The sequence below is a fragment of the Streptomyces sp. AcH 505 genome, assembly GCF_000818175.1.
Taxonomy (GTDB): domain Bacteria; phylum Actinomycetota; class Actinomycetes; order Streptomycetales; family Streptomycetaceae; genus Streptomyces.
Map to the genome: position 1 here is coordinate 768,650 of NZ_JTIY01000001.1, position 21,400 is coordinate 790,049.

20 protein-coding genes are annotated in these 21,400 nt (G+C 71.0%); 8 read left to right on the forward strand and 12 right to left on the reverse strand.

Features of this window, described 5'->3' with window-relative positions; all coding sequences use genetic code 11:
* Nucleotides 1–89: 89 nt before the first annotated feature.
* From HY68_RS03470 to HY68_RS03480, 3 genes are all read right to left on the reverse strand, one after another.
* Nucleotides 90–1,841 (reverse strand): methylmalonyl-CoA mutase family protein, encoded by a 1,752-nt coding sequence (locus HY68_RS03470; protein WP_041984248.1) that lies wholly within the window; start codon nt 1,839–1,841, stop codon nt 90–92.
* A gap of 75 nt (nt 1,842–1,916) precedes the next feature.
* The gene (locus tag HY68_RS03475) at nt 1,917–2,255 is read right to left on the reverse strand and encodes a DUF3817 domain-containing protein (protein ID WP_041984250.1); all 339 of its coding nucleotides are present in this window, start codon (nt 2,253–2,255) and stop codon (nt 1,917–1,919) included.
* Between the two features lie 77 nt (nt 2,256–2,332).
* Complete coding sequence (locus tag HY68_RS03480; RefSeq protein ID WP_041984251.1) at nt 2,333–2,839, reverse strand: MarR family transcriptional regulator; 507 nt, start codon at nt 2,837–2,839, stop codon at nt 2,333–2,335.
* A gap of 163 nt (nt 2,840–3,002) precedes the next feature.
* Here HY68_RS03480 and HY68_RS03485 point away from each other — a divergent pair, with 163 nt between their 5' ends.
* The gene (locus HY68_RS03485; RefSeq protein ID WP_041984252.1) at nt 3,003–4,046 is read left to right on the forward strand and encodes a glycoside hydrolase family 6 protein; all 1,044 of its coding nucleotides are present in this window, start codon (nt 3,003–3,005) and stop codon (nt 4,044–4,046) included.
* 3 nt (nt 4,047–4,049) lie between these two features.
* On the opposite strand, the gene HY68_RS03490 is transcribed toward HY68_RS03485, so the two are convergent.
* From HY68_RS03490 to HY68_RS03505, 4 genes are all read right to left on the reverse strand, one after another.
* Entirely contained in the window at nt 4,050–6,017 is a 1,968-nt protein-coding gene (locus HY68_RS03490; RefSeq protein ID WP_041984254.1) for a galactose oxidase early set domain-containing protein, read from the reverse strand.
* Between the two features lie 3 nt (nt 6,018–6,020).
* Nucleotides 6,021–7,802 carry a cellulose synthase catalytic subunit gene (locus HY68_RS03495; RefSeq protein WP_078863411.1) on the reverse strand — a complete coding sequence of 594 codons (1,782 nt, stop codon included), beginning with the start codon at nt 7,800–7,802 and terminating at the stop codon, nt 6,021–6,023.
* A gap of 73 nt (nt 7,803–7,875) precedes the next feature.
* The gene (locus HY68_RS03500; RefSeq protein ID WP_041984255.1) at nt 7,876–8,172 is read right to left on the reverse strand and encodes an MTH1187 family thiamine-binding protein; all 297 of its coding nucleotides are present in this window, start codon (nt 8,170–8,172) and stop codon (nt 7,876–7,878) included.
* On the reverse strand, nt 8,169–8,513 hold the full coding sequence (locus HY68_RS03505) for a DUF3817 domain-containing protein (protein ID WP_041984256.1): 345 nt from the start codon (nt 8,511–8,513) through the stop codon (nt 8,169–8,171). The genes HY68_RS03500 and HY68_RS03505 overlap by 4 nt, the downstream gene beginning before the upstream one ends.
* A gap of 166 nt (nt 8,514–8,679) precedes the next feature.
* Between HY68_RS03505 and HY68_RS03510 the strand changes: the two genes are divergently transcribed.
* The 4 genes from HY68_RS03510 (at nt 8,680) to HY68_RS03525 (ending at nt 11,338) form a co-directional block, all read left to right on the forward strand.
* On the forward strand, nt 8,680–9,318 hold the full coding sequence (locus tag HY68_RS03510) for an AIM24 family protein (RefSeq protein ID WP_078863412.1): 639 nt from the start codon (nt 8,680–8,682) through the stop codon (nt 9,316–9,318).
* Nucleotides 9,318–9,968: an AIM24 family protein gene (locus tag HY68_RS03515; RefSeq protein WP_041984260.1), complete on the forward strand. Its 651-nt coding sequence runs from the start codon at nt 9,318–9,320 to the stop codon at nt 9,966–9,968. The genes HY68_RS03510 and HY68_RS03515 overlap by 1 nt, the downstream gene beginning before the upstream one ends.
* Complete coding sequence (locus HY68_RS03520) at nt 9,965–10,747, forward strand: AIM24 family protein (RefSeq protein ID WP_198533204.1); 783 nt, start codon at nt 9,965–9,967, stop codon at nt 10,745–10,747. The genes HY68_RS03515 and HY68_RS03520 overlap by 4 nt, the downstream gene beginning before the upstream one ends.
* Nucleotides 10,748–10,861: 114 nt before the next feature.
* Nucleotides 10,862–11,338, forward strand: a complete 477-nt coding sequence (locus HY68_RS03525; protein WP_041984262.1) for a MarR family transcriptional regulator — start codon at nt 10,862–10,864, stop codon at nt 11,336–11,338.
* A gap of 2 nt (nt 11,339–11,340) precedes the next feature.
* On the opposite strand, the gene HY68_RS03530 is transcribed toward HY68_RS03525, so the two are convergent.
* Together HY68_RS03530 and HY68_RS03535 are read right to left on the reverse strand one after the other, a co-directional pair.
* Complete coding sequence (locus tag HY68_RS03530) at nt 11,341–12,915, reverse strand: HAMP domain-containing sensor histidine kinase (protein WP_041984264.1); 1,575 nt, start codon at nt 12,913–12,915, stop codon at nt 11,341–11,343.
* Complete coding sequence (locus HY68_RS03535) at nt 12,912–13,574, reverse strand: response regulator transcription factor (protein WP_041984265.1); 663 nt, start codon at nt 13,572–13,574, stop codon at nt 12,912–12,914. Before HY68_RS03535 ends, HY68_RS03530 begins: the two co-directional genes overlap by 4 nt.
* A gap of 111 nt (nt 13,575–13,685) precedes the next feature.
* Here HY68_RS03535 and HY68_RS43440 point away from each other — a divergent pair, with 111 nt between their 5' ends.
* Nucleotides 13,686–14,300, forward strand: coding sequence for a hypothetical protein (locus HY68_RS43440; protein WP_052457003.1), 615 nt, complete (start codon nt 13,686–13,688; stop codon nt 14,298–14,300).
* Here HY68_RS43440 and HY68_RS03545 read toward each other — a convergent pair whose 3' ends face one another.
* The 3 genes from HY68_RS03545 to HY68_RS03555 all read right to left on the reverse strand — a co-directional run bounded on the left by HY68_RS03545 (nt 14,301) and on the right by HY68_RS03555 (nt 18,076).
* Complete coding sequence (locus HY68_RS03545) at nt 14,301–15,500, reverse strand: MFS transporter (RefSeq protein ID WP_041984268.1); 1,200 nt, start codon at nt 15,498–15,500, stop codon at nt 14,301–14,303. It abuts the gene before it with no gap.
* Between the two features lie 321 nt (nt 15,501–15,821).
* The gene (gene meaB / locus HY68_RS03550) at nt 15,822–16,781 is read right to left on the reverse strand and encodes a methylmalonyl Co-A mutase-associated GTPase MeaB (protein WP_041984269.1); all 960 of its coding nucleotides are present in this window, start codon (nt 16,779–16,781) and stop codon (nt 15,822–15,824) included.
* 89 nt (nt 16,782–16,870) lie between these two features.
* A complete protein-coding gene (locus HY68_RS03555) occupies nt 16,871–18,076 on the reverse strand; it encodes an acetyl-CoA C-acetyltransferase (RefSeq protein WP_041984271.1) in 1,206 nt (401 codons plus the stop codon).
* Between the two features lie 144 nt (nt 18,077–18,220).
* Between HY68_RS03555 and mce the strand changes: the two genes are divergently transcribed.
* Both mce and scy read left to right on the forward strand, forming a co-directional pair.
* The gene (mce, locus tag HY68_RS03560; RefSeq protein WP_041984273.1) at nt 18,221–18,649 is read left to right on the forward strand and encodes a methylmalonyl-CoA epimerase; all 429 of its coding nucleotides are present in this window, start codon (nt 18,221–18,223) and stop codon (nt 18,647–18,649) included.
* A gap of 158 nt (nt 18,650–18,807) precedes the next feature.
* Nucleotides 18,808–21,400 (forward strand): polarized growth protein Scy (gene scy / locus HY68_RS03565; RefSeq protein ID WP_041984274.1); only part of this gene is annotated, 2,593 nt, incomplete at its 3' end.

Sequence of the window (21,400 nt, forward strand, 5' to 3'; positions counted from 1 at the left end):
TATTGGCGAGACCACCGACCCGGTGGGACAGGCGTACGAAAAAGCCGGCCGCCCCCCGGAGGGTGCGGCCGGCGCTGCAGACGAAAGCGCTAGAACCCGGGCGGCTCGGTGTACGTGCCCCACTCGTCGCGCAGCACGCCGCAGATCTCGCCGAGCGTCGCCTCGGCGCGGACCGCCGCCAGCATCGGGGCGATCATGTTGGAGCCGTCGCGCGCCGCGGCGAGCATGGCGTCCAGCGTCTTGCGCACCTCGGCGTCGTCGCGGGCCGCCTTGCGGTCGGCGAGCGTCCGTACCTGGTCGCGCTCCACCTCGTGGCTGACCCGCAGGATCTCCAGATCCCCGGTGACCGAGCCGTGGTGCACGTTGACGCCGACGACCCGCTTGTCACCCTTCTCCAGCGAGCGCTGGTACTGGAAGGCGGACTCGGCGATCTCGCCGGTGAACCAGCCGTCCTCGATACCCCGCAGGATGCCGGAGGTCATCGGGCCGATCGGGTGCTGTCCGTCGGGACGCGCCCGCACCCCGCGCTCCTTGATCTGCTCGAAGATCTTCTCGGCGTCGGCCTCGATCCGGTCGGTGAGCTGCTCCACGTACCAGGAACCGCCCAGCGGGTCGGCCACGTTGGCGACGCCGGTCTCCTCCATCAGCACCTGCTGGGTGCGCAGCGCGATCTCGGCGGCCTGCTCGCTGGGCAGCGCCAGGGTCTCGTCCAGGGCGTTGGTGTGCAGCGAGTTGGTGCCGCCCAGCACGGCCGACAGCGCCTCGACAGCGGTCCGTACGACGTTGTTGTACGGCTGCTGGGCGGTCAGCGAGACGCCGGCCGTCTGGGTGTGGAAACGCAGCCACTGCGCCTTGTCGGTCTTCGCGCCGTAGACCTCCTTCATCCAGCGGGCCCAGATCCTGCGGGCCGCGCGGAACTTGGCGATCTCCTCGAAGAAGTCGAGGTGCGCGTCGAAGAAGAAGGAGAGGCCGGGCGCGAAGACGTCCACGTCCATGCCCCGGCTGAGGCCGAGCTCCACGTACCCGAACCCGTCGGCGAGGGTGTACGCCAGCTCCTGCGCGGCCGTCGAGCCGGCCTCGCGGATGTGGTAGCCGGAGACCGACAGGGGCTTGTAGGCGGGAATCTCGGCGGCGCAGTGCTCCATCAGGTCGCCGATCAGGCGCAGATGGGGCTCGGGCTGGAACAGCCACTCCTTCTGCGCGATGTACTCCTTGAAGATGTCCGTCTGGAGGGTGCCGTTGAGTACGGCGGGGTCGATGCCCTGCCGTTCGGCGGCGACCAGATACATGCAGAAGACCGGCACGGCCGGGCCGCTGATGGTCATCGACGTGGTGACGTCACCGAGCGGCAGGTCGCCGAAGAGGACTTCCATGTCGGCGGCCGAGTCGATGGCGACGCCGCAGTGGCCGACCTCGCCGAGCGCGCGCGGGTCGTCGGAGTCGCGGCCCATGAGGGTGGGCATGTCGAAGGCGACGGAGAGCCCGCCGCCGCCGTTGGCCAGGATGGTCTTGTAGCGCTCGTTCGTCTGCCGGGCGTTGCCGAACCCCGCGAACTGGCGGATGGTCCAGGTCCTGCCCCGGTAGCCGGTGGGGTGGAGGCCCCGGGTGAAGGGGTACTCGCCGGGCCAGCCGATCCGGTCGAAGCCCTCGTAGGTGTCTCCGGGCCGTGGCCCGTAGACCGGCTCCACCGGATCACCGGAGAGCGTGCTGAAGTCGGCGTCACGCTTGCGGGCCTTGTCGTAGCGGGCCTGCCAGCGGCGGCGGCCCTCCTCGACGGCGTCGGTGCCCGCGCCGTCAGCGCTCGTGCCGTCCGTGCCCTGCGTGCTCTGCCTACCGTCCATGGATCCAAATTTACTAGGACGTCCGAGTAAATGTCGACGCCTCACCGCCGCGAGCCGTACTCGCGGCGGTCGCGGTCAGACCTTGACGGCTTCCGGGGCGGTGCCGACGATCAGCGGCTCCAGCTCGCGGGAGATCCGGCGCTCCACGAAGAAGGCGGCGGTCGGGACGGTGCCGGCCAGCAGCACCCAGAGCTGCTTGGCGACCGGCCAGTGGGCCTTGGAGCCGAGGTTGAAGGCGACGCCGAGGTAGACGATGTAGAGCCAGCCGTGCGCGATACCGACGATCTCGACGAAACCGTCGGCCCCGTCGATGTCGAGCAGGTACTTGGCGATGACTCCGAGAGTCAGCAGGACCAGCAGCACGCCCGTGACGTACGCCATGACCCGATAGCGGGTCAGCACGCTTCGTTTCATGGGGACGAGCGTAACCGCACGTTCCGGGCGATCTTCGCGCGGGTCGGCCGCTCGCGGCCCGGTCCTGCGGGACGGTGTCAGGCGTCGAAATCCTCGGCGGCGACCCGCAGCGGACGGAGCATCGCGAAGATCTCCGCGCACTCCTCCGCGTCGTACGCGCCGAGGCCGAAGTCCATCTCCATCAGATCCTTGGTGGCCGCCTCCACGACCTCCCGGCCCTTGTCCGTGATGGAGGCGAGGGTGCCGCGGCCGTCGTTGGGGTTGGGCCGCTTGTCGACGAGCCCGGACCGGACGAGCCGGTCCACGGTGTTGGTGACCGAGGTCGGATGGACCATCAGCCGCTCGCCTATCTTCGACATCGGCAGCTCGCCCGCCTTGGAGAAGGTGAGCAGCACCAGTGCCTCGTACCGGGCGAAGGTCAGCCCGTACGGCTTGACGACGGCGTCGACCTCGGCGAGCAGAATCTGCTGGGCTCGCATGATCGACGTGATCGCACCCATGGAGGGCACGGGCCCCCAGCGCTGCTGCCACAGTTCGTCGGCGCGTGCGATGGGATCGAAGGGGAGGCTCAGCGGCTTCGGCACGGCACCGACCCTACCCACAGGTCATATGCTGGTCAGCCTTGTCTCGCAGTTCGGTCCGATCACCCGGGCCGTACCGTCCACTGGTGTCGATCCCGGAGCGAGATGCCCCTTATGTCACGATGAGCCGGTCCTGTCGTTACGGAGCCGTCGCCAAGGGGGCTGGATGTCCGGCCGCAGACCGCATAGCCGCCCGCTCGCCGCCACACTGACGGCCGCCGCCCTCGCCGCGCTGCTCGCCGTCGGCGGCTGCTCGTCACCGTCCTCCGGCGAGGAGCCGGGCGCCCAGGCCGGGCTCTCGGTGGCCAACGGCGAGGCGGCGCCCACCGCCGACTCACCGTTCTGGGTCGACCCGGACAGCGACGCGGCCCGCGAGGTCGTCCTGCGGCGCAAACAGGGCCGCGCGGCCGAAGCGACGGCCCTGCGGCGGATCTCGGAGCGCCCCGTCGCCGACTGGCCGGCCGGTGACAACCCGGCGCCGGAGATCCAGCGGGCGGTCCGGGCCGCCGCGGAGCACCGGCGCACCGTGGTCCTCGTCGCGTACAACATCCCGCACCGCGACTGCGGCCTCTACTCGGCGGGCGGCGCGCCCGACGCCCAGGCGTACCGCGACTGGATCGGGGCCTTCGCCGGGGCCATCGGCGACGCGCCCGCCGTGGTGATCCTGGAGCCGGACGCGCTGCCGCACATCGCGGACGGCTGCACACCGCCGCAGGGCCAGGCCGAGCGGTACGAACTGCTGTCGCAGGCCGTCAGCCGGCTGAAGCGGCAGCCGAGGACCCGGGTCTACCTCGACGCGGGCAACCCGGCCTGGATCTCCGACCCGGCGCGGCTGACCGGACCGCTGCGGCGCGCGGGGATCAACGTGGCCGACGGGTTCTCGCTCAACGTGTCCAACTTCCAGAGCAACGACAGCGTCAAGCTGTTCGGCACGCAGCTGTCCGGCCTGCTCCGCGGCTCGCACTTCGTCATGGACACCAGCCGCAACGGCGCGGGGCCGCTGCCCGGCAACCGCGCGGAGGCCTGGTGCAACCCGCCGGGCCGGGCGCTCGGCACACCGCCGTCCACCAACACCGGCAACGAACTCCTCGACGCCTATCTGTGGATCAAGCGGCCCGGCGACTCGGACGGCCCCTGCCGGGGCGGGCCGGCCGCCGGCACCTGGTGGCCCGACTACGCACTCGGCCTGGCCCGCCGCGCGAAGAACTGACCGTCAGCCCTTCACCTGGATCCACTTCGCCACCGACGACACCCCGTCCGCGTCGGTGACGAACAGCATGTACCAGCCGGGCGGCACCAGCGTGCGGTCCTCGGGCACGTGGACCGTCACCGAGTCCTTCTGCCGGGTGAGGTCCAGCGCGATCGACCGCTGCTCCACGTCCGTGGTGTGCGTGACCGCGCTGGGCCGCATCAGCCGCGCCTTGACGATCGCGCCCGGGTTCGCCGTCGTGAAGCGGGCCCTGCCCCGCTGGTCGGGCTGATCGGGCCCCTCCCCCAGCACCGGGCGCCGCGCCGCCTTGCCGCCCTGGAGGCTCGGCGGGGTGTAGATCTCCACCCGCTGCTCGAACGTGCCGAGCTTGGTGTTGTCGGCGTCGTCGAAGAGCGGGTCCGAGCCGAACGTCACCACCCGGCCGTCGGGCAGCAGCAGCGCCTCGGAGTGGTAGTTGCGCCCCACGGTCGGATCGGCCGCGGGCCGGAACGCGTTGGTCTTCGCGTCGAAGAACTGCGCCTTGTGGATGTCGCTGGCGCTGCGCCCCCGGTAGTTGGACGAGCCGCCGGTGGTGAAGACCGAGTCGTCCGGCATCAGCACGCTGCTGAGGTAGCGGGTGCCCTGCGGCAGCCTCGGCCCTTCCTGGAAGGCGGGGTTGTCCTTCTTCAGGTCCACGATGCCGGTCCTGGGCGTCGACTTGGACGACTCCCCCACCCCGCCGCCGCCCAGCACCATCACCTTCTGGTCCTGCACCGGCGGCAGCAGCACCGACGCCGACGTCTCCGTCTGGTCGATGTCGGTGAGTCCGTTGACCCGGGTGAAGGTGTTGGTGCCCAGGTCCCACAGCCCCGGCTGGCGGCCCTTCTCGGCCGGTCCGTAACCGGCGTTGGAGCCGGAGTAGAACAACTTGCCGCCCTTGGTGAGGAAGAGCGCCGGGTACGTCGGGAAGTAGCGGGACGGGCCCTTGGTCCAGGTCTTGGCGGCCGGGTCGTAGATCTCGTTGTCACCGGTCTGTACGACACCGACGTCGTCGAGGCCCGAGACCGCGAGCACCCGGCCGTCGTCCAGGCCGACCAGCGTCGGGTACCAGCGGGCCTTCTTCATCGGGTCCACGGGGATGTACCGCTCCGCCGTGGGGTCGAACTCGTAGGCCTCCTTGATGCCTTGGAAGTCCTGCTTCTCGGTGGTGAGTTTCTGCGCGAGCCCGTAGAGGTTGTCGGCGTCCTTGCCGCGCAGCCCCTCGATCTCGTACTGGGCCGCCTCGGTCGTCAGCGCCTGCGGGCCCTTCTCCGCGGCCTCCACGAACACCCGGGCCTCACCGGCCGTGATCTTCGTCTTCCAGGGCAGCATCCGGCCGCCCTTGGCGTAACTGACCTTGAACTCCCGTTTGGCCTTGGGCACGGTGACGGGGAACTTGCTGACGTACTCGACGCCGGACGGCGAGCGGAAGCGGGTGCCCTTCTTGAACGTGACGGCCTTGTCGGGGCTCTCGTTCTTGACGCGCATGCCGCCGCCGGCCCGCTTGACCGTGCCGTCCAGCACCTCGTAGCGCGCCGTGCCGCCCGCCACCAGCAGCTTGCCGTCCGGGAGTTGGCTGTGGCCGCCGCAGAAGAAGTCGACCGGGGTGGGGATCTTCTTGAAGGAGTTGTCGGCCGGGTTCCACAGGACGGTGTCGAAGGATCCCGCGTCGAACTTCTTCTGGTTGTTGCCGGACCCGGCGATGATCAGCACCTTGCCGGTGTGCAGCAGCGCCGCGTGGATCGCGTTGACCCGGTACTTGTGCGGGACGTCGAGCAGACTCCAGGAGCCGTAGCGCGCCTTGTACCCGGGCTGCGCGATCTTGTACGCGTGGTACTTGTCGCCGGCGAAGGAGACAGCCGCGGGGGCGTTGAGGCCGGCGAGAACCACCAGCGCGCCGCCGCCGATCAGTGTCTTCTTGAGCTTTTTCGACGGCCGGTACCGGTAGGCCATGGCTCAGTTCCCTCCTGTCGTCGTCGTGGCGAACGCCGGCTGCGGCTCTCCGCCCGTGTCGGTGTCCGTGTCGGTGGCCGGCGGGCCGGCCGCGCGCGCCGGCGCCGGGCCCGCGAGCCGTTCCTGCCTGCTCGTCCAGAGCCAGATCGCGACAGGCGCGAGCGAGATGACCAGCGCCAGCACCGCCCAGGTGCGCATCGCGGCATGGGTGTGGCCGAGGAAGACCGAGGCGATCAGCGAGCTGGTCAGCACGGCCGCCCAGAAGAGGTGCAGCCGGAAGGTCATCAGCCGGTCGGGGCTGGCCTCGCCGCCCTTGGGGGTGACCACGAAGCGGCCCCGGGTGCGCAGCAGCGCCGAGCCGAACGACTTGAGGTAGATCGGCGCCGACAGGGCCGACATCGCCATGCCCGCGAGCCCGCCCGAGCCCTCGGGCTCGTGGGGCGAGACGTTGTGCCGCCGGTTCCACAGGTAGAGGCCGACCTGGAGGGCCGCGGCGTCGCTGTAGAGCATCAGCCAGACCTCGGACGACACCTGCGTGCCGGAGGCGCCCAGCCACAGGAACAGCACGGAGCTGAGGATGCCGAGGAACCAGTTGACGGCCGTCATCGGGTAGTAGACGAGCATCAGCGTGTAGCTGAGCAGCCGGCCCGGCGGCACCCGGAACGGCGCTTTCCAGTACTGCTTGATCAGGGTCTCGAAGGTGCCGCGCGACCAGCGCAGCTGCTGGGTGAAGAAGTCGGTCCAGGACGCCGGGCCCTCGCCGACCGCCAGCACGTCGGGGGTGTAGACGGAGCGCCAGAACCGGCCGGTGAGCGGGTTCCTGGTGCGGTGCAGCTCGAAGCCGGTGGCCATGTCCTCGGTGATCGAGTCGTAGAGGCCGCCGACCTGCTTGAGCGCCTTGATCCGTACGACGTTGTTGGTGCCGACGAACATCGGCGCGTGGTAGCGGTTGCCCGCGCGCTGGATCAGGGCGTGGAAGAGGAACTGCTGCGACTCGGCGGCCTTGGTGACGGGCGAGTCGTAGTTCCCGTACACCTGCGGTCCGACGACGAAGGCGACGTCCGGGTCGCGGAAGTAACCGAGCATCCGCTCAAGGAAGTTCGGCAGCGGTACGTGGTCGGTGTCGACGGAGGCGAAGAAGTCGTACTCGTCGCCGTGCATCGCGAGCCACGCGTTGTAGTTGCCGTGCTTGGTACGGGCCTTGTGCACGCCCTTCGCGCGGTTCCACTCGGGGACGCCGCTGCGGGTGAAGTGCCGTACGCCGAGCTCGGCGCAGAGCGCGCGGGCGGCCTCGTCGTCGCCCTCGTCGAGGAGCCAGACGTCGAGCGGTCCGCAGTGCCGCAGCCGTACCGCGCCTTCGAGGGTGGCCCGCACCATGGCGAGCGGTTCCTTGCCGGGTACGTACGTGGTGAGGAACGCGACGCGGGTGCCGACCTCGGCGGGGACGGGCACGGGGTCCCTGGCGACCATCGTGGCGTGCGCGATCGAGGCGACGTTCACCAGCATGAAGAAGGCGATGGCCCCGATCGACACCAGCATCACGTGGTCGAAGGCGATCAGCCAGCGCTCACCGCCGGCCCGCTCGGTGCGGTGGCTCGGCCAGACCAGGTAGACCAGCAGCATGCCGGAGAGCAGCGGCGCGAGCGTCATCAGCAGGACGGCTCGTATTCGGTGGGGTTCCTGTGCGAGCAGACTCCGGTACTGCACCCGGTAGGCGACGGCCGGGTCGGGTTCGTCGAGCGGGCCGGCGAGGCAGCTGTGAAGGTCGTACTCGTACTCGGACATATCCCCAACAAAAGGGGACGTTCCCTGGCGTGTCGACCGGTGTCGTCCGAGTGAGGCGCTTTACGTTCGACGGTTACTTCGTACGGAGGTGTCGCTCCACCGTCTCGACCTTGGACGTGAGGCCGTCGGTGACGCCCGGCCTGATGTCGGCCTTGAGTACGAGCGAGACGCGCGGGGCCTTCGCCTCGACGGCGGCGACGGCCCGCTTCACGACGTCCATCACCTCGTCCCACTCCCCCTCGATCGAGGTGAACATGGCGTCGGTGTGGTTGGGCAGCCCCGACTCACGGACCACGCGCACGGCGTCGGCGACGTACTCGCCGACGTCCTCGCCGGCACCGAGCGGGGAGACGGAAAAGGCGACGATCATGCGTTCACCGTACCCTCGCGGCGGGCGCGCGCTGCGATGACCGCGTCGGCGGAGGCCCGCTTGAGCTTGCGCTCGGCGAAGAAGCCGCCGGTCGGCAGCACGGACAGCAGGAGATAGAGGGCGGCGGTGCCGATGCCCCACTTGGCGCGCCGCCAGGAGTCCGCCCAGAAGAGCACGTACAGGACGAAGAGCACCCCGTGGATCATGCCCATGGCCGGGACCGCGTTGAAGTCGGTGGTGCGCTTGAGCACCGAGCAGACGAGCAGCAGCAGGAACGACACGGCCTCGGGCGCCGAGACCAGCCGGAGGCGGTGGAGAGCGGATGCGGTCTTGATGTCCACGGGTCAGGCACCTTCGTCAGGGGGCATCGATCGGTGAGCGGGATCTTGTGAACGGATGCACAAGCCCCGCCTCATTGTGTCAGCCGGACCTCCGCCGACGGGTACCAGGGTCGGGTCGTGACATCAGGCCCTGTTCGCCGCGCCCCCGGCCCGTTACCTTCGTCCCGTGGCTCAGTTCCGACTCCAAGGCAGCAAGATGCTCGCGGTCGATATGACCGGCGACGCGGTAAAGGCGAAGAACGGCTCGATGGTCGCCTATGACGGCCGGATGACGTTCAAGAAGCTGTCCGGCGGCGGTGAGGGTCTGCGGGGCATGGTGACCCGCCGGCTGACCGGCGAACAGATGACGGTGATGGAGGTGAGCGGCCAGGGCACCTGCTGGTTCGCGGACCGGGCGAGCGAGATCAATCTCGTCTCGCTCCACGGCGACAAGCTCTTCGTCGAGGCGAGCAACCTGCTCTGCACCGACGCGGGGCTCCGGACGGGCACGACCTTCACCGGGCTGCGCGGCGGCGCGAGCGGCAACGGTCTGTTCACCACGACCGTCGAGGGCATGGGCCAGGCGGCGATCATGTCGGACGGCCCCGCTGTGGTGCTCCGGGTGACCGGGCAGTACCCGCTGATGGTCGACCCCGGCGCGTACATCGCCCACCAGGGCAACCTCCAGCAGAACTTCCAGTCCGGGGTCAACTTCCGCACGCTCATGGGCGAGGGTTCCGGCGAGTCCTTCCAGATCCGCTTCGAGGGCGACGGGCTCGTCTACGTACAGCCCAGCGAGCGGAACACGATCGGGGGTGACGTCTGATGCCGTTCCGTGAGATCAACTCGAAGATGGTCGAGGCGACCGTCATGCCGGGGCAGAAGATGTTCAGCCAGCGCGGCGCGATGATCGCCTACCGCGGGGACGTCAGCTTCACCCCCAACATCCAGGGCGGCCAGGGCGGTGTGATGTCGATGATCGGCCGCCGGGTCGCCAACGAGGCCACCCCGCTGATGACCGTCGAGGGCAACGGCACGGTGATGTTCGGCCACGGCGGCCACCACATCCAGGTGATCGGCCTGACCGGCGACACCCTGTACGTGGAGGCCGACCGGCTGCTGGCCTTCGACGGGACGCTCCAGCAGGGCACGATGTTCATGGGCTCGCAGGGCGGGGTCATGGGGATGGTGCGCGGCCAGGTGACCGGACAGGGTCTGTTCACCACGACGCTCAAGGGCCATGGGTCCGTGGCCGTGATGGCGCACGGCGGGGTGATCGAGGTGCCCATCTCCCCGGGGCGCGAGGTCCATGTGGACCCGCAGGCGTATGTCGCGCACCACGGCGACGTACGGAACAAGCTCTCCAGCGCGCTCGGCTGGCGCGACATGGTGGGGCGCGGCTCGGGCGAGGCGTTCCAGCTGGAGCTGAGCGGCAACGGTGCGGTGTACGTCCAGGCGTCGGAGGAGAAGCTGTGACCGGCCCGGTGATCTTCGATCCGATGACGCTGCCGAGCGACGACAACGTCAACAACTACACCTTCTGCGTGGAGCTCAAGGGGAGCCAGTGGTTCCTGCAGAAGGGGAAGATGATCGCCTACTACGGGCGGATCGACTTCAACGGCATCGGCCACGGCAGGTTCCAGGGTCTGGTGCGCACCAGCTTCCACTCGCCGCTGCACGCGGCGGACTGGGTGGTGGCCGAGGGCAGCGGCAAGATGCTGCTGGCCGACCGGGCGTTCGACGTGAACTCGTACGACCTGGAGGACGGCAACCTGACGATCAGGTCGGGGAATCTGCTGGCCTACCAGCCCACGCTGGCGCTCAAGCAGTCGATCGTGCCGGGCTTCCTCACCCTGATCGGCACCGGGAAGTTCGTCGCCGCCTCCAACGGCCCGGTGGTCTTCATGGAGCCGCCGCTCAAGGTGGACCCGCAGGCGCTGGTCGGCTGGGCCGACTGCCCGTCCCCCTGCCACCACTACGACCACGGGTACATGACGGGGCTGATGGGCGGGCTGCGCGCCATGACGGGCATCGGCGGGGCCTCCGGTGAGGAGCACCAGTTCGAGTTCGTCGGCGCCGGTACGGTGCTGCTCCAGTCCACCGAGATCCTGATGGCCGAGCGGGTGACGGGCACGGTGCCCAACGAACCCGGCGTACCGGGCGGCGGTGGCGGCCAGCGGCCGGGCCAGCAGCCGCCCGGCGGGCAGCGGCTGCCGGGACAGCTGGGCGATCTGCAGCGTCGTTTCGGGCTGTGAGAGTAGTTCGGCCTGGGTGGGTACACGGTCGGTGAGGGTGAACGCCGCGCACCGGGTGCGCGGCGTCACATCCACACTTTGTACAGAATTCAACATCTTAGGTAGAATCCTGATATGGAGACCGAGACTGCCACTCACTGGCTGAGCGACGCGGAGCAGTGCGCCTGGCGCACCCACCTGGATGTCAACAGGCTGCTGACGCACCAGCTGGAGAAAGACCTACAGCCCTTCGGCCTGACCATGAACGACTACGAGATCCTGGTGAACCTCTCGGAGTCCGACGAACGCCGGATGCGGATGAGTGACCTCGCCGCCGCCACCCTCCAGTCCAAGAGCCGGCTGTCCCACCAGATCACCCGGATGGAGACGGCGGGGCTGGTCAAGCGCGAGCACTGCGAGTCCGACCGGCGCGGGCTGTTCGCCGTCCTCACGGATCTGGGCATGGAGACCATGCAGCGGGTGTCGCCGCACCACGTGGAGTCCGTGCGCAAGCACTTCATCGATCTGCTGTCGCCCGAGGCCCTCGCCGATCTGCGCAAGGCGCTCGGCCCGGTGGCGGAGCATCTGCACGGCCACCGCGGCAAGCTCTGACGTCAGCGGGCGGGCGGCAGCCGCAGTTCGAACAGCGCGCCGCCGCCCGGTCCTGGCCCGACCGTGAGCGAGCCGCCGTGCCGCAGCGCGACATCGCGGGCGATGGCGAGGCCGAGCCCCGCTCCGCCGTCGTCCCGGCCGCGCGCCTCGTCGAGCCGTACGAACCGCTCGAAGATCCGGTCCCGCTCGGACTCCGGCACCCCGGCGCCGTCGTCACCGACCGCGAGCACCACATCGCCGGCCTCCCGGCGCAGCCGTACCCGTACCTCGGTCTTGGTGTGCCGCTGGGCGTTGTCCAGCAGATTGCCCAGCACCCGGGCCAACTGGCCACGTGAGCCGCAGACTTCGAGACCGGCGGCAGCGTCGACCGTCACCGGGACCCGGTCGGTGGCCCGCTGGGCGACCTCCTCGGCCACCAGCGCGCCCAACTCGACCCGGGTCTCCCCCGGCCGCTCCCCCGCGTCCAGCCGGGCCAGCAGCAGCAGATCCGCGGCCAGTTGCTGGAGCCGTACGGTGTCCAGGACCGCGCCCGGCACGTCGAGCAGCTGCGGATGGGCCGAGCCCACCTCCAACTGGGTGCGCAGCGAGGCGATCGGGCTGCGCAGTTCGTGCGAGGCGTCGGCGACGAAGCGGCGCTGGCGCTCAACCGAGGCCTCCAGCGCGGTCAGCGTCTCGTTGGTGGTACGGGCGAGCCTGGCCACCTCGTCCTGTCTGCCGGGCTCGGGCACCCGGCGCGACAGGTCCTCGGACGCGGTGATGGCGGCCATCTCCCGGCGGATGCCTTCGACCGGGGCGAGCGCCCTGCGGGTCACCAGCCACGTGACACCCCCGACGATCAGCAGCAGGGCGGGCAGTCCCACCAGCATGGCGGTGGTGGCGGTGTTGAGGGCGCTCTGCCGGGCGGCGAGCGAAGAGCCCACCCGCAGCAGGACCTTGGCGTTGTTCCGGTCGGTCACCTCGATGGTGACGAAGCGGTAGTCGGCGGAGTGCCCGTCGACCGTGGCGCGGCCCGAGGTGTGGGAGATGACATCGCCGACGCTGCCGAGCCCGGACCCGTCGTCGTCGCTCCCGCTCCGGTCGTCGTCGCCGCTACTGCCGCTGCCGCTGTTGTCGTCACTCCCGCTCGGGTCGTCGTCACCACCCCCGTCGTCGTCGCTGCCGCCGCCCTTGCCCTTCCCACTGCCCTTGCCGCCGTCGTCGTGGAAGGCGGCCGGTGTCTTGGGCGGGACGGACACCGGGGCGGGAGCAGGTTTCACCGCGGCGAGCCCGGTCCCGCTGACGGCTTCCAAGCCCTTGCTCGCGGCGAGCAGTTGACCACCCCTGGTGGACACCTGCACCGGGTGGTCCTCCCCGTCGGGAAGCTCCAGCCGCGCGTACGGCACCGGGTTCGGCACCTGGGCGATGATGTCGACGGCGATGTCCCTGGCCGCCGAGTCGGCCTGCTGGTCCGCCTGTCCCGTGAGGTTCGAGCGCAGCGACATCAGTACGGCTATCCCGGCGGCCACCAGGGCTATCGCCACCACCACCGTGGCACCGAGCGACGTGCGGGCCCGTACGGACCCGAAGGGCCGCCTCACGAGGCGACCAGCCGGTAACCCGCGCCGCGCACCGTCTGGATGGCGCCGGCGCCTATCTTGCGCCGCAGGGTGCTGATGTAGACCTCGATGATGTTGGGGTCGCCGTCGTAGGCGAAATCCCAGACGTGCTCCAGGATCTGCGGCTTGCCGACCACCTCGCCCGGCCGGACGGCGAGTTGTTCCAGCACGGCGAACTCCTTCGCGGTCAGCGCCACTTCGACATCGTCACGGAAGACCCGGCGGGCCGCGGTGTCGACGCTGAGGCGGCCGATCCGCAGCACGGGCGAGGCCCCGGCCGAACCCCGCCTGCGCAGCAGGGCCTTGACGCGCGCGACGAGCACGACGTACGAGAAGGGCTTGGTCAGATAGTCGTCGGCGCCCGTGTCGAGCCCTTCGGCCTCGTCGTACTCGCCGTCCTTCGCCGTGAGCATCAGGATCGGTACGTCGTTGCCGGCGGCGCGCAGCGCGGCACAGACCCGGTAGCCGTTCATGCCGGGCAGCATGATGTCGAGCACGACCAGGTCGTACACGCCCTCACCGGCCCGGTACAGCCCTTCGAGCCCGTCGTGGACGACGTCCACGGCGAACCCCTCGGCCGTCAGTCCCTTGGCCAGCGAGACCGCGAGCCTCTTCTCGTCCTCGACGATCAGCAACCGCATGCGCCCAGCTTCCCAAACTGAACCTGAAGATCTCTTCAGGTGGCTTCAGGCTGCCTTCAGCTTGCCTCGGCGAAGTTGATGTCACACGGACAACGACCCGGGAGGCACCACATGAAGCGCAACATCACCATCGCGGGCGTCACGGCGGCGGTACTGATCGGGGGCGGCACCTACACGGCGGTCGCCATGGGCAGCGACGACGGCCGGGTGTCCCCGGCACCGACGGCGACGACGAGCACGGCGACACCCCGCCCGGACCTGTCGGCGGACGACAACCCGCACGTCTCGCCGACGCCCGGGGGAACGAAGACGGACGCCCGGCGGGCCGAGTCCTCGGCGCTGGCGATCGTGCCGGGAACGGTGACCTCCGTCGAACGCGACAGCCGCTACTGGGAGGTGGAGATCCTGGGCAAGGACGGCGTGGAGCGTGAGGTGCACGTCGACCTGACCACCGGCAGGGCGACGCTGGACCGCGACCACCGAGACGGCGCCACCCGCACCGCCACGCCTTCCAAGACGGACGACAACCCGCACCACGGCGCCACCCCGGCCCCGCGCCCCACGGCCGACGACGACCGCCGCGGCGGGGACGACGACGGCCCGAGCCACGACGCGGGTGACGACCACGGCGACGACCACGGCAGCGGCCGGCACGGCGACGACGACGGCCCCGGTCACGACGCGGGCGACGACCACGGCGGCGGCCGGCACGGCGACGACGACTGATCAGCCGGAACCGACAGCGCCCCGCCCGGCCCCACCAGGCCGGGCGGTTCGCGCCGCCCCGTACACAGCGGCGGCGCACAGCACGGGAACGGCGGCTCCGGCGAAACACAGCGCGAGCGGCAGCCGGCCGACCAGCACTCCCACGGCCGCCGTACCGCCCGAGATCCCCGCGTTCAGCGCCGTGTTGACCCAGGCACCGGCCTGGGTACGGGCTTCGGGCCTCGCCGCCTCGTCCGCGATCAGATACGCGGTGGTCAGCGCGGGCGCGACGAACAGCCCTGCCAGGGCGGTAAGCCCCGCCAGTACGTACGCGTTCGCCGCGAACCCGGTCAGCACCATGGCCAGCCCCAGCGCCCCGCCCAGCAGGGCGAGCCGCGCCTTGGCCGAACCACGCCAGGAGACAGCGCCGTTGGCGAGCCCGCCGACCGCGCTGCCGGCCGAGAGGGCGGCCATCACCCAGGCCACGGTGCCCGGCCGCCCCAGCTCCTCGGTGCGCGCGACGACCAGCAGGTCGAGCGCGCCCAGACAGATTCCCACCCCGGCGGCGGCCGGCAGCAACCCGCCAAGGCCCCGCACACCGCCGCGCGCCCGCCGCTTCCGGCCGCCGGCACCACCGGGGAACGGTACGGGCGCCGTGACGAGCGCGAGCGTCCCCACGGCCACCAATACGGCGCTGAGGGCGATCCCGACCGTGGCATCCCACAGGGTGACCAGCGCCCCGACGATCAAGGGGCCGCAGACGTAGAGCAGTTCCTCGGCGACCCCGTCGAGACTGAACGCGCGCTGCAACAGCGCCCTGTCCGGCAGCAGTTGCCCCCACAGCGTCCGCATGACGGGCCCCAGCGGCGGGGTGCACACACCGGCCGCCCCGCCGAGCACGACGAACAACCAGTCCGGACAAGCAGGTTGACGCCCGGCAACCGCCAGCAGGGCGAGCAGGACGGCGTACAGAGCGGCCATGGGAGCCAGCGCACGGCGCAGCCCGTACCGATCGATGAGAGCCGCCCGCGCGGGCGACAGGAAGACGCTGGTGACGCCGAACAGCGCCACGACCGTGCCAGCCACGGCGAACGAACCCGAGGCGTCCTTGACGGTCAGCACGAGTGAGAGGGAGACGGTCCCGTAGGAGAGGCGGCCGAGCAGCGCGGCACCGAACGTGCGCAGGGCATGCGGGGTCCGCAGAACAGCGGCGTACGACATGGGAGGGATTCCTCGAAGAGTGCGTGCTGGGACACCGTGGCAGCGCGAGGAGCGCGGCGGTACCGGGTCCTAGACACGGGGTTCGAGGAACATGAAGCCGACGATAGCAGCCGGCGGGGAGGGCAAAGGGGGTCGTGCAGGGGTGGTGTCCGGAGCGTAGAGCGTGATGTGTGGCGCATCTCGGCGGTGGCTCCGCGTCACGGGAGTACGCGCCGTAAATCATGCAGCGCAGGACACGACCCCGGAACGACACCCGGCGACAACCGCAACCACAACCCCGCACCGCCCCGGGCCGAGCGGCACACTCCCGCCGGACGGGGCCTAGGCGTCGCCCGTGATGCCCGCCACCAGTTCGTCCGCCGCCGTGTACGGGTCCAGCTCGCCCGCCACGATTCGTTCCGCCAGGGCGTCCAGGCGGTGGTCGCCGTGCAGGTCGCCGATGCGTTCGCGCAGTGCCGTGACCGCGATCGTCTCGACCTCCTTCGCCGCCCGAGCGGCCCTGCGGCCGTTCAGGACGTCGTGTTCCTCCATCCAGGCGCGGTGCTTCTCCAGGGCCTCGACGACCTCGTCGATGCCCGTACCGCGCGCCGCGACCGTCTTCACGATCGGGGGGCGCCAGTCGCCGGGGGCCCTGGCCTCGCCCAGGCCCAGCATGTGGTTCAGCTCGCGGGCCGTCGCGTCGGCGCCGTCCCGGTCCGCCTTGTTGACCACGTACACGTCGCCGATCTCCAGGATCCCGGCCTTGGCCGCCTGGATCCCGTCGCCCATGCCGGGGGCGAGCAGCACCACCGACGTGTCGGCCTGGGAGGCGATCTCGACCTCCGACTGGCCGACGCCGACGGTCTCCACCAGGATCACGTCGAATCCGGCCGCGTCGAGCACCCTGATCGCCTGCGGCGCCGCCCAGGCGAGCCCGCCGAGGTGGCCGCGGGTCGCCATGGAGCGGATGTAGACGCCGGGGTCGGACGCGTGCTCGGACATCCGCACCCGGTCGCCGAGGAGCGCGCCGCCGGAGAAGGGCGACGACGGGTCGACGGCGAGCACGGCGACGCGTTTGCCCGCCGCCCGGTACGCGGAGACCAGCGCGGTCGTGGACGTCGACTTGCCGACGCCGGGCGAGCCGGTGAGCCCGACCACGTACGCGTTGCCGGCGAGCGGGGCCAGCGCCGCCATCACCTCACGCAGCTGCGGGGACGCCCCCTCGACCAGCGAGATCAGCCGGGCGACGGCGCGCGGCCGGCCCTCGCGGGCCTGCGTCACCAGCTCGGGGACGTCCTGCATCACAGCTCCGTTCGTTCCGTACGCGACACCGGCCGCACCCCGGCCGCACCCACACCCGCAGGCACCGGCGGGCGCCCGCCGGGCTCAAACTACTGGGACTTGGCCACCCGGAGGATCAGCGCGTCCCCCTGCCCGCCGCCACCGCACAGCGCCGCCGCGCCCACGCCGCCGCCGCGCCGCTTCAGCTCCAGCGCGAGGTGCAGGACGAGCCGGGCGCCGGACATGCCGATCGGGTGGCCGAGGGCGATCGCACCACCGTTCACGTTCACCTTTTCCGGGGACACCCCGAGGTCCTTCATCGACTGCACGGCCACGGCGGCGAACGCCTCGTTGATCTCGATGAGGTCGAGGTCGGCCACCTCCGCGCCCGCCTTCTTCAGCGCGTGCAGGATCGCGTTGGACGGCTGCGACTGGAGCGAGTTGTCGGGTCCCGCCACATTCCCGTGCGCGCCGATCTCCGCGAGCCATTCCAGGCCCAGCTCCTGCGCCTTGGCCTTGCTCATGACGACGACGGCGGCCGCGCCGTCGGAGATCTGCGACGACGTGCCCGCCGTGATCGTGCCGTCCTTGGCGAAGGCGGGGCGCAGCTTGCCCAGCGTCTCGACGGTGGTGTCGGCGCGGATGCCCTCGTCCTGCGCGAAGACCACCGGGTCGCCCTTGCGCTGCGGGATCTCCACCGGGACGATCTCGGCCTCGAAGACGCCGTTCTTCTGCGCCGCGGCGGCCCGCTGGTGGGAGAGCGCGCCGAACTCGTCCTGCGCGGGGCGCTCGATGCCGAGGCGGGTGTTGTGCTTCTCGGTCGATGCGCCCATCGCGATGTCCTCGAACGAGTCGGTCAGACCGTCGTACGCCATGGAGTCGAGCATCTCGATCGCGCCGTACTTGTAGCCCTCACGGGACTTCGGCAGCAGGTGCGGCGCGTTGGTCATGGACTCCTGGCCGCCGGCCACGACGATGTCGAACTCTCCTGCCCTGATCAGCTGGTCGGCCAGCGCGATGGCGTCGAGCCCGGAGAGACAGACCTTGTTGACGGTCAGCGCGGGGACGGACATCGGGATGCCCGCCTTGACGGCGGCCTGGCGCGCCGGGATCTGCCCCGTCCCGGCCTGCAGCACCTGCCCCATGATCACGTACTGCACCTGGTCACCGCTGATCCCGGCCCGGTCAAGCGCCGCCTTGATCGCGAAGCCGCCGAGGTCGGCGCCGGAGAAGGACTTGAGCGAGCCGAGCAGGCGCCCCATGGGGGTACGGGCGCCGGCGACGATGACTGAGGTGGTGGTGTTCGTATCCGACATGAGACGCGATCCCCTTTGCCCGAGCTTGAGGAGTGAACGAGGGTTAACCACCAGGGTACTGACCGGTAGGCAGCGGGGTCACCAGCCGGTGAGTGTGACGGCGCGCACCTTGCGTAACCGCGGTGGTACCGCTGCACTGGTTCCATGCTGACGCGAATCGATCACATCGGGATCGCCTGTTACGACCTCGAAGCGACGGTCGAGTTCTACCGATCGACCTACGGCTTCGAGGTCTTCCATACGGAGACCAACGAGGAGCAAGGCGTGAAGGAGGCCATGCTCAAGATCAACGAGACGTCCGACGGCGGCGCTTCGTACCTTCAGCTGCTGGAACCGATCCGGGAGGATTCCGCCGTCGGCAAATGGCTGGCCAAGAACGGCGAGGGGGTGCACCACCTCGCGTTCGGCACCGGGGACGTCGACAGTGACTCCCAGGCCATCCGTGACAAGGGCGTACGCGTCCTCTACGACCAGCCGCGGACCGGCACCATGGGCTCCCGCATCACCTTTCTCCACCCCAAGGACTGCCACGGCGTACTCACAGAACTGGTCACCTCCGTCCCGGAGCACTGACCCCGGGCATTCCCGGCCCGGTAGAGTGGCGGCTCCGGGCCGGGACCGGGTCGGGGCCGCACGTGTGCCGATGATCTGACACCATTCCCCGGGGGGCCGCTCGCCGCGAGCGGTACTCGTTGGGAGAGTTGCGACCAGGGGACGGATGGGACCGCGCAGTGCGGGGCTACGAACGCCAGGAGAGCCACCGAGCTGAAGACGACCACCTTTCGCGGTTCGAAGCCGAGATGGACCGGCTGAAGACCGCACGAGAGAAGGCCGTCCAGCACGCCGAGGACCTCGGGTACCAGGTCGAGGTGTTGCGCGCCAAGCTCCACGAGGCACGCCGCAACCTTGCTTCCCGTCCCTCGTACGACAATGCCGACCTGGGCTACCAGGCCGAGCAGCTGCTGCGTAACGCCCAGATCCAGGCCGACCAGCTGCGGGTGGACGCCGAGCGTGAGCTGCGCGACGCCCGTGCGCAGACCCAGCGCATCCTCCAGGAGCACGCCGAGCACCAAGCGCGGCTCCAGGCCGAGCTGCACGCCGAGGCGGTCCAGCGCAGGCAGCGGCTCGACCAGGAGCTGGCCGACCGCAGGCAGACCGTCGAGTCGCACGTCAACGAGAACGTCGCGTGGGCCGAGCAGCTGCGGGCCCGCACGGAGGCCCAGGCCCGCAGGCTCATGGAGGAGTCGCGCGCCGAGGCCGAGCAGTCGCTGGCCGCCGCCCGCGCCGAGGCCGCCCGGGTCACCGAGGAGGCCAGGCGCAGGCTCGGCGCCGACGCGGAGGCGGCGCGCGGCGAAGCGGAAGCGATTTTGCTGCGCGCCCGCAGGGACGCCGAGCGGCTGCTGACCGCCGCTTCGAACCAGGCGCAGGAAGCCACCTCGCACGCCGAGCAGCTCCGTACGACCACGACGCAGGAGTCCGACACCGCGCGCCAGCAGGCCGGCGACCTGAGCCGGGCCGCCGAGGCGCGGATGCAGGAGGCCGAGGAGCGGCTGCGCGAGGCGCGCGCCGAGGCCGAGAAGGTCGTCACCGAGGCCAAGGAGACAGCCGTCAAGCGGCTGGCCGGGGCCGAGTCGCAGAACGAGCAGCGCACCCGTACGGCCAAGTCGGAGATCGCCCGGCTGGTCGGCGAGGCCACCAAGGAAGCGGAAGCCACCAAGTCGGAGGCGGAGCAGGCGCTCGCCGACGCCCGCGCCGAGGCCGAGAAGCTGGTCGCCGAGGCGGCGGAGAAGGCCCGTTCCGTGGCGGCCGAGGACTCGGCGGCGCAGCTCGCCAAGGCGGCCCGTACCGCTGAGGAAGTCCTGAACAAGGCGTCGGCCGACGCCAAGGCCACCACGACGTCGGCGGCCGAGGAGGCCGACCGGATCCGCCGTGAGGCCGAGGCCGAGGCGGACCGGCTGCGCGGCGAGGCCGCCGAGCAGGCCGACCAGCTCAAGGGCGCGGCCAAGGACGACACCAAGGAGTACCGCGCCAAGACCGTCGAGCTGCAGGAGGAGGCCCGCAGGCTGCGCGGCGAGGCCGAGTCGCTGCGCGCCGAGGCCGTCGCCGAGGGCGAGCGGATCCGCGGCGAGGCCCGCAGGGAAGCGGTCCAGCAGATCGAGGAGGCGGCCAGGTCCGCCGAGGAGCTGCTGACCAAGGCCAAGGCGGACGCCGACGAGGCGCGGTCGAACGCGACGACGGAGAGCGAGCGGGTACGTACCGAGGCCATCGAGCGGGCGACGACGCTGCGCCGGCAGGCCGAGGAGACCCTGGAGCGCACCCGCGCCGAGGCGGAGCGGCTGCGCGCCGAGGGCGAGGAGCAGGCCGAGGCGACGAGGTCGGCGGCCGAGCAGGCGGCGGAGGAGCTGCGCGCGGAGAACGAACGCGGCATAGACGCCCGTAAGGCGGAGGCGGCCGGCGAGCTGACCCGGCTGCACACCGAGGCCGAGCAGCGGCTCTCGTCCGCCGATGAGGCTCTGACCGACGCCCGCTCGGAGAGCGAGCGGATCCGCCGGGAGGCCGGCGAGGAGATCGAGCGGCTGCGCGCTGAGGCGGCGGAGCGGATCCGTACGCTCCAGGCGCAGGCCGAGCAGGAGGCCGAGCGGCTGCGTACGGAAGCGGCGGCCGACTCCGCCGAGTCCCGCGCCGAGGCCGAGACGGCGGCCGTGCGGCTGCGTACGGAAGCGGCGACGGAGGCCGAGCGGCTCAAGACGGAGGCGCAGGAGAGCGCCGACCGGCTCAGGAGCGAGGCGGGTGCGGCGGCGGAGCGCGTCGGCACCGAGGCGGCCGAAGCCCTGTCGGCGGCTCAGGAAGAGGCCGCCAGGCGCCGCCGCGAGGCCGAGGAGCTGCTGGCCGGGGCGCGCGGCGAGGCGGAGCAGGAGCGCGAGCGGGCCCGCGAGCAGAGCGAGGAACTGCTCGCCTCGGCCCGTAAGCGGGTCGAGGAGGCGCAGACCGAGGCGCAGCGGCTGGTCGAGGAGGCCGACCGGCGCTCGACGGAGATGGTGTCGGCCGCCGAGCAGACCGCCCAGCAGGTACGGGACTCCGTGGCCGGTCTGCAGGACCAGGCCGAGCAGGAGATCGCCGGGCTGCGGTCGGCCGCCGAGCACGCCGCTGAGCGGACCAGGACCGAGGCGCAGGAAGAGGCCGACCGGGTCAGGTCCGACGCGTTCGCGGAGCGCGAGCGGGCGAGCGAGGACGCCGGCCGGGTGCGCGCCAGGGCCCAGGAGGAGTCGGAAGCGGCGCGTGCGCTCGCCGAGCAGACCGTCGCCGAGGCGGCGGCCGAGGCCG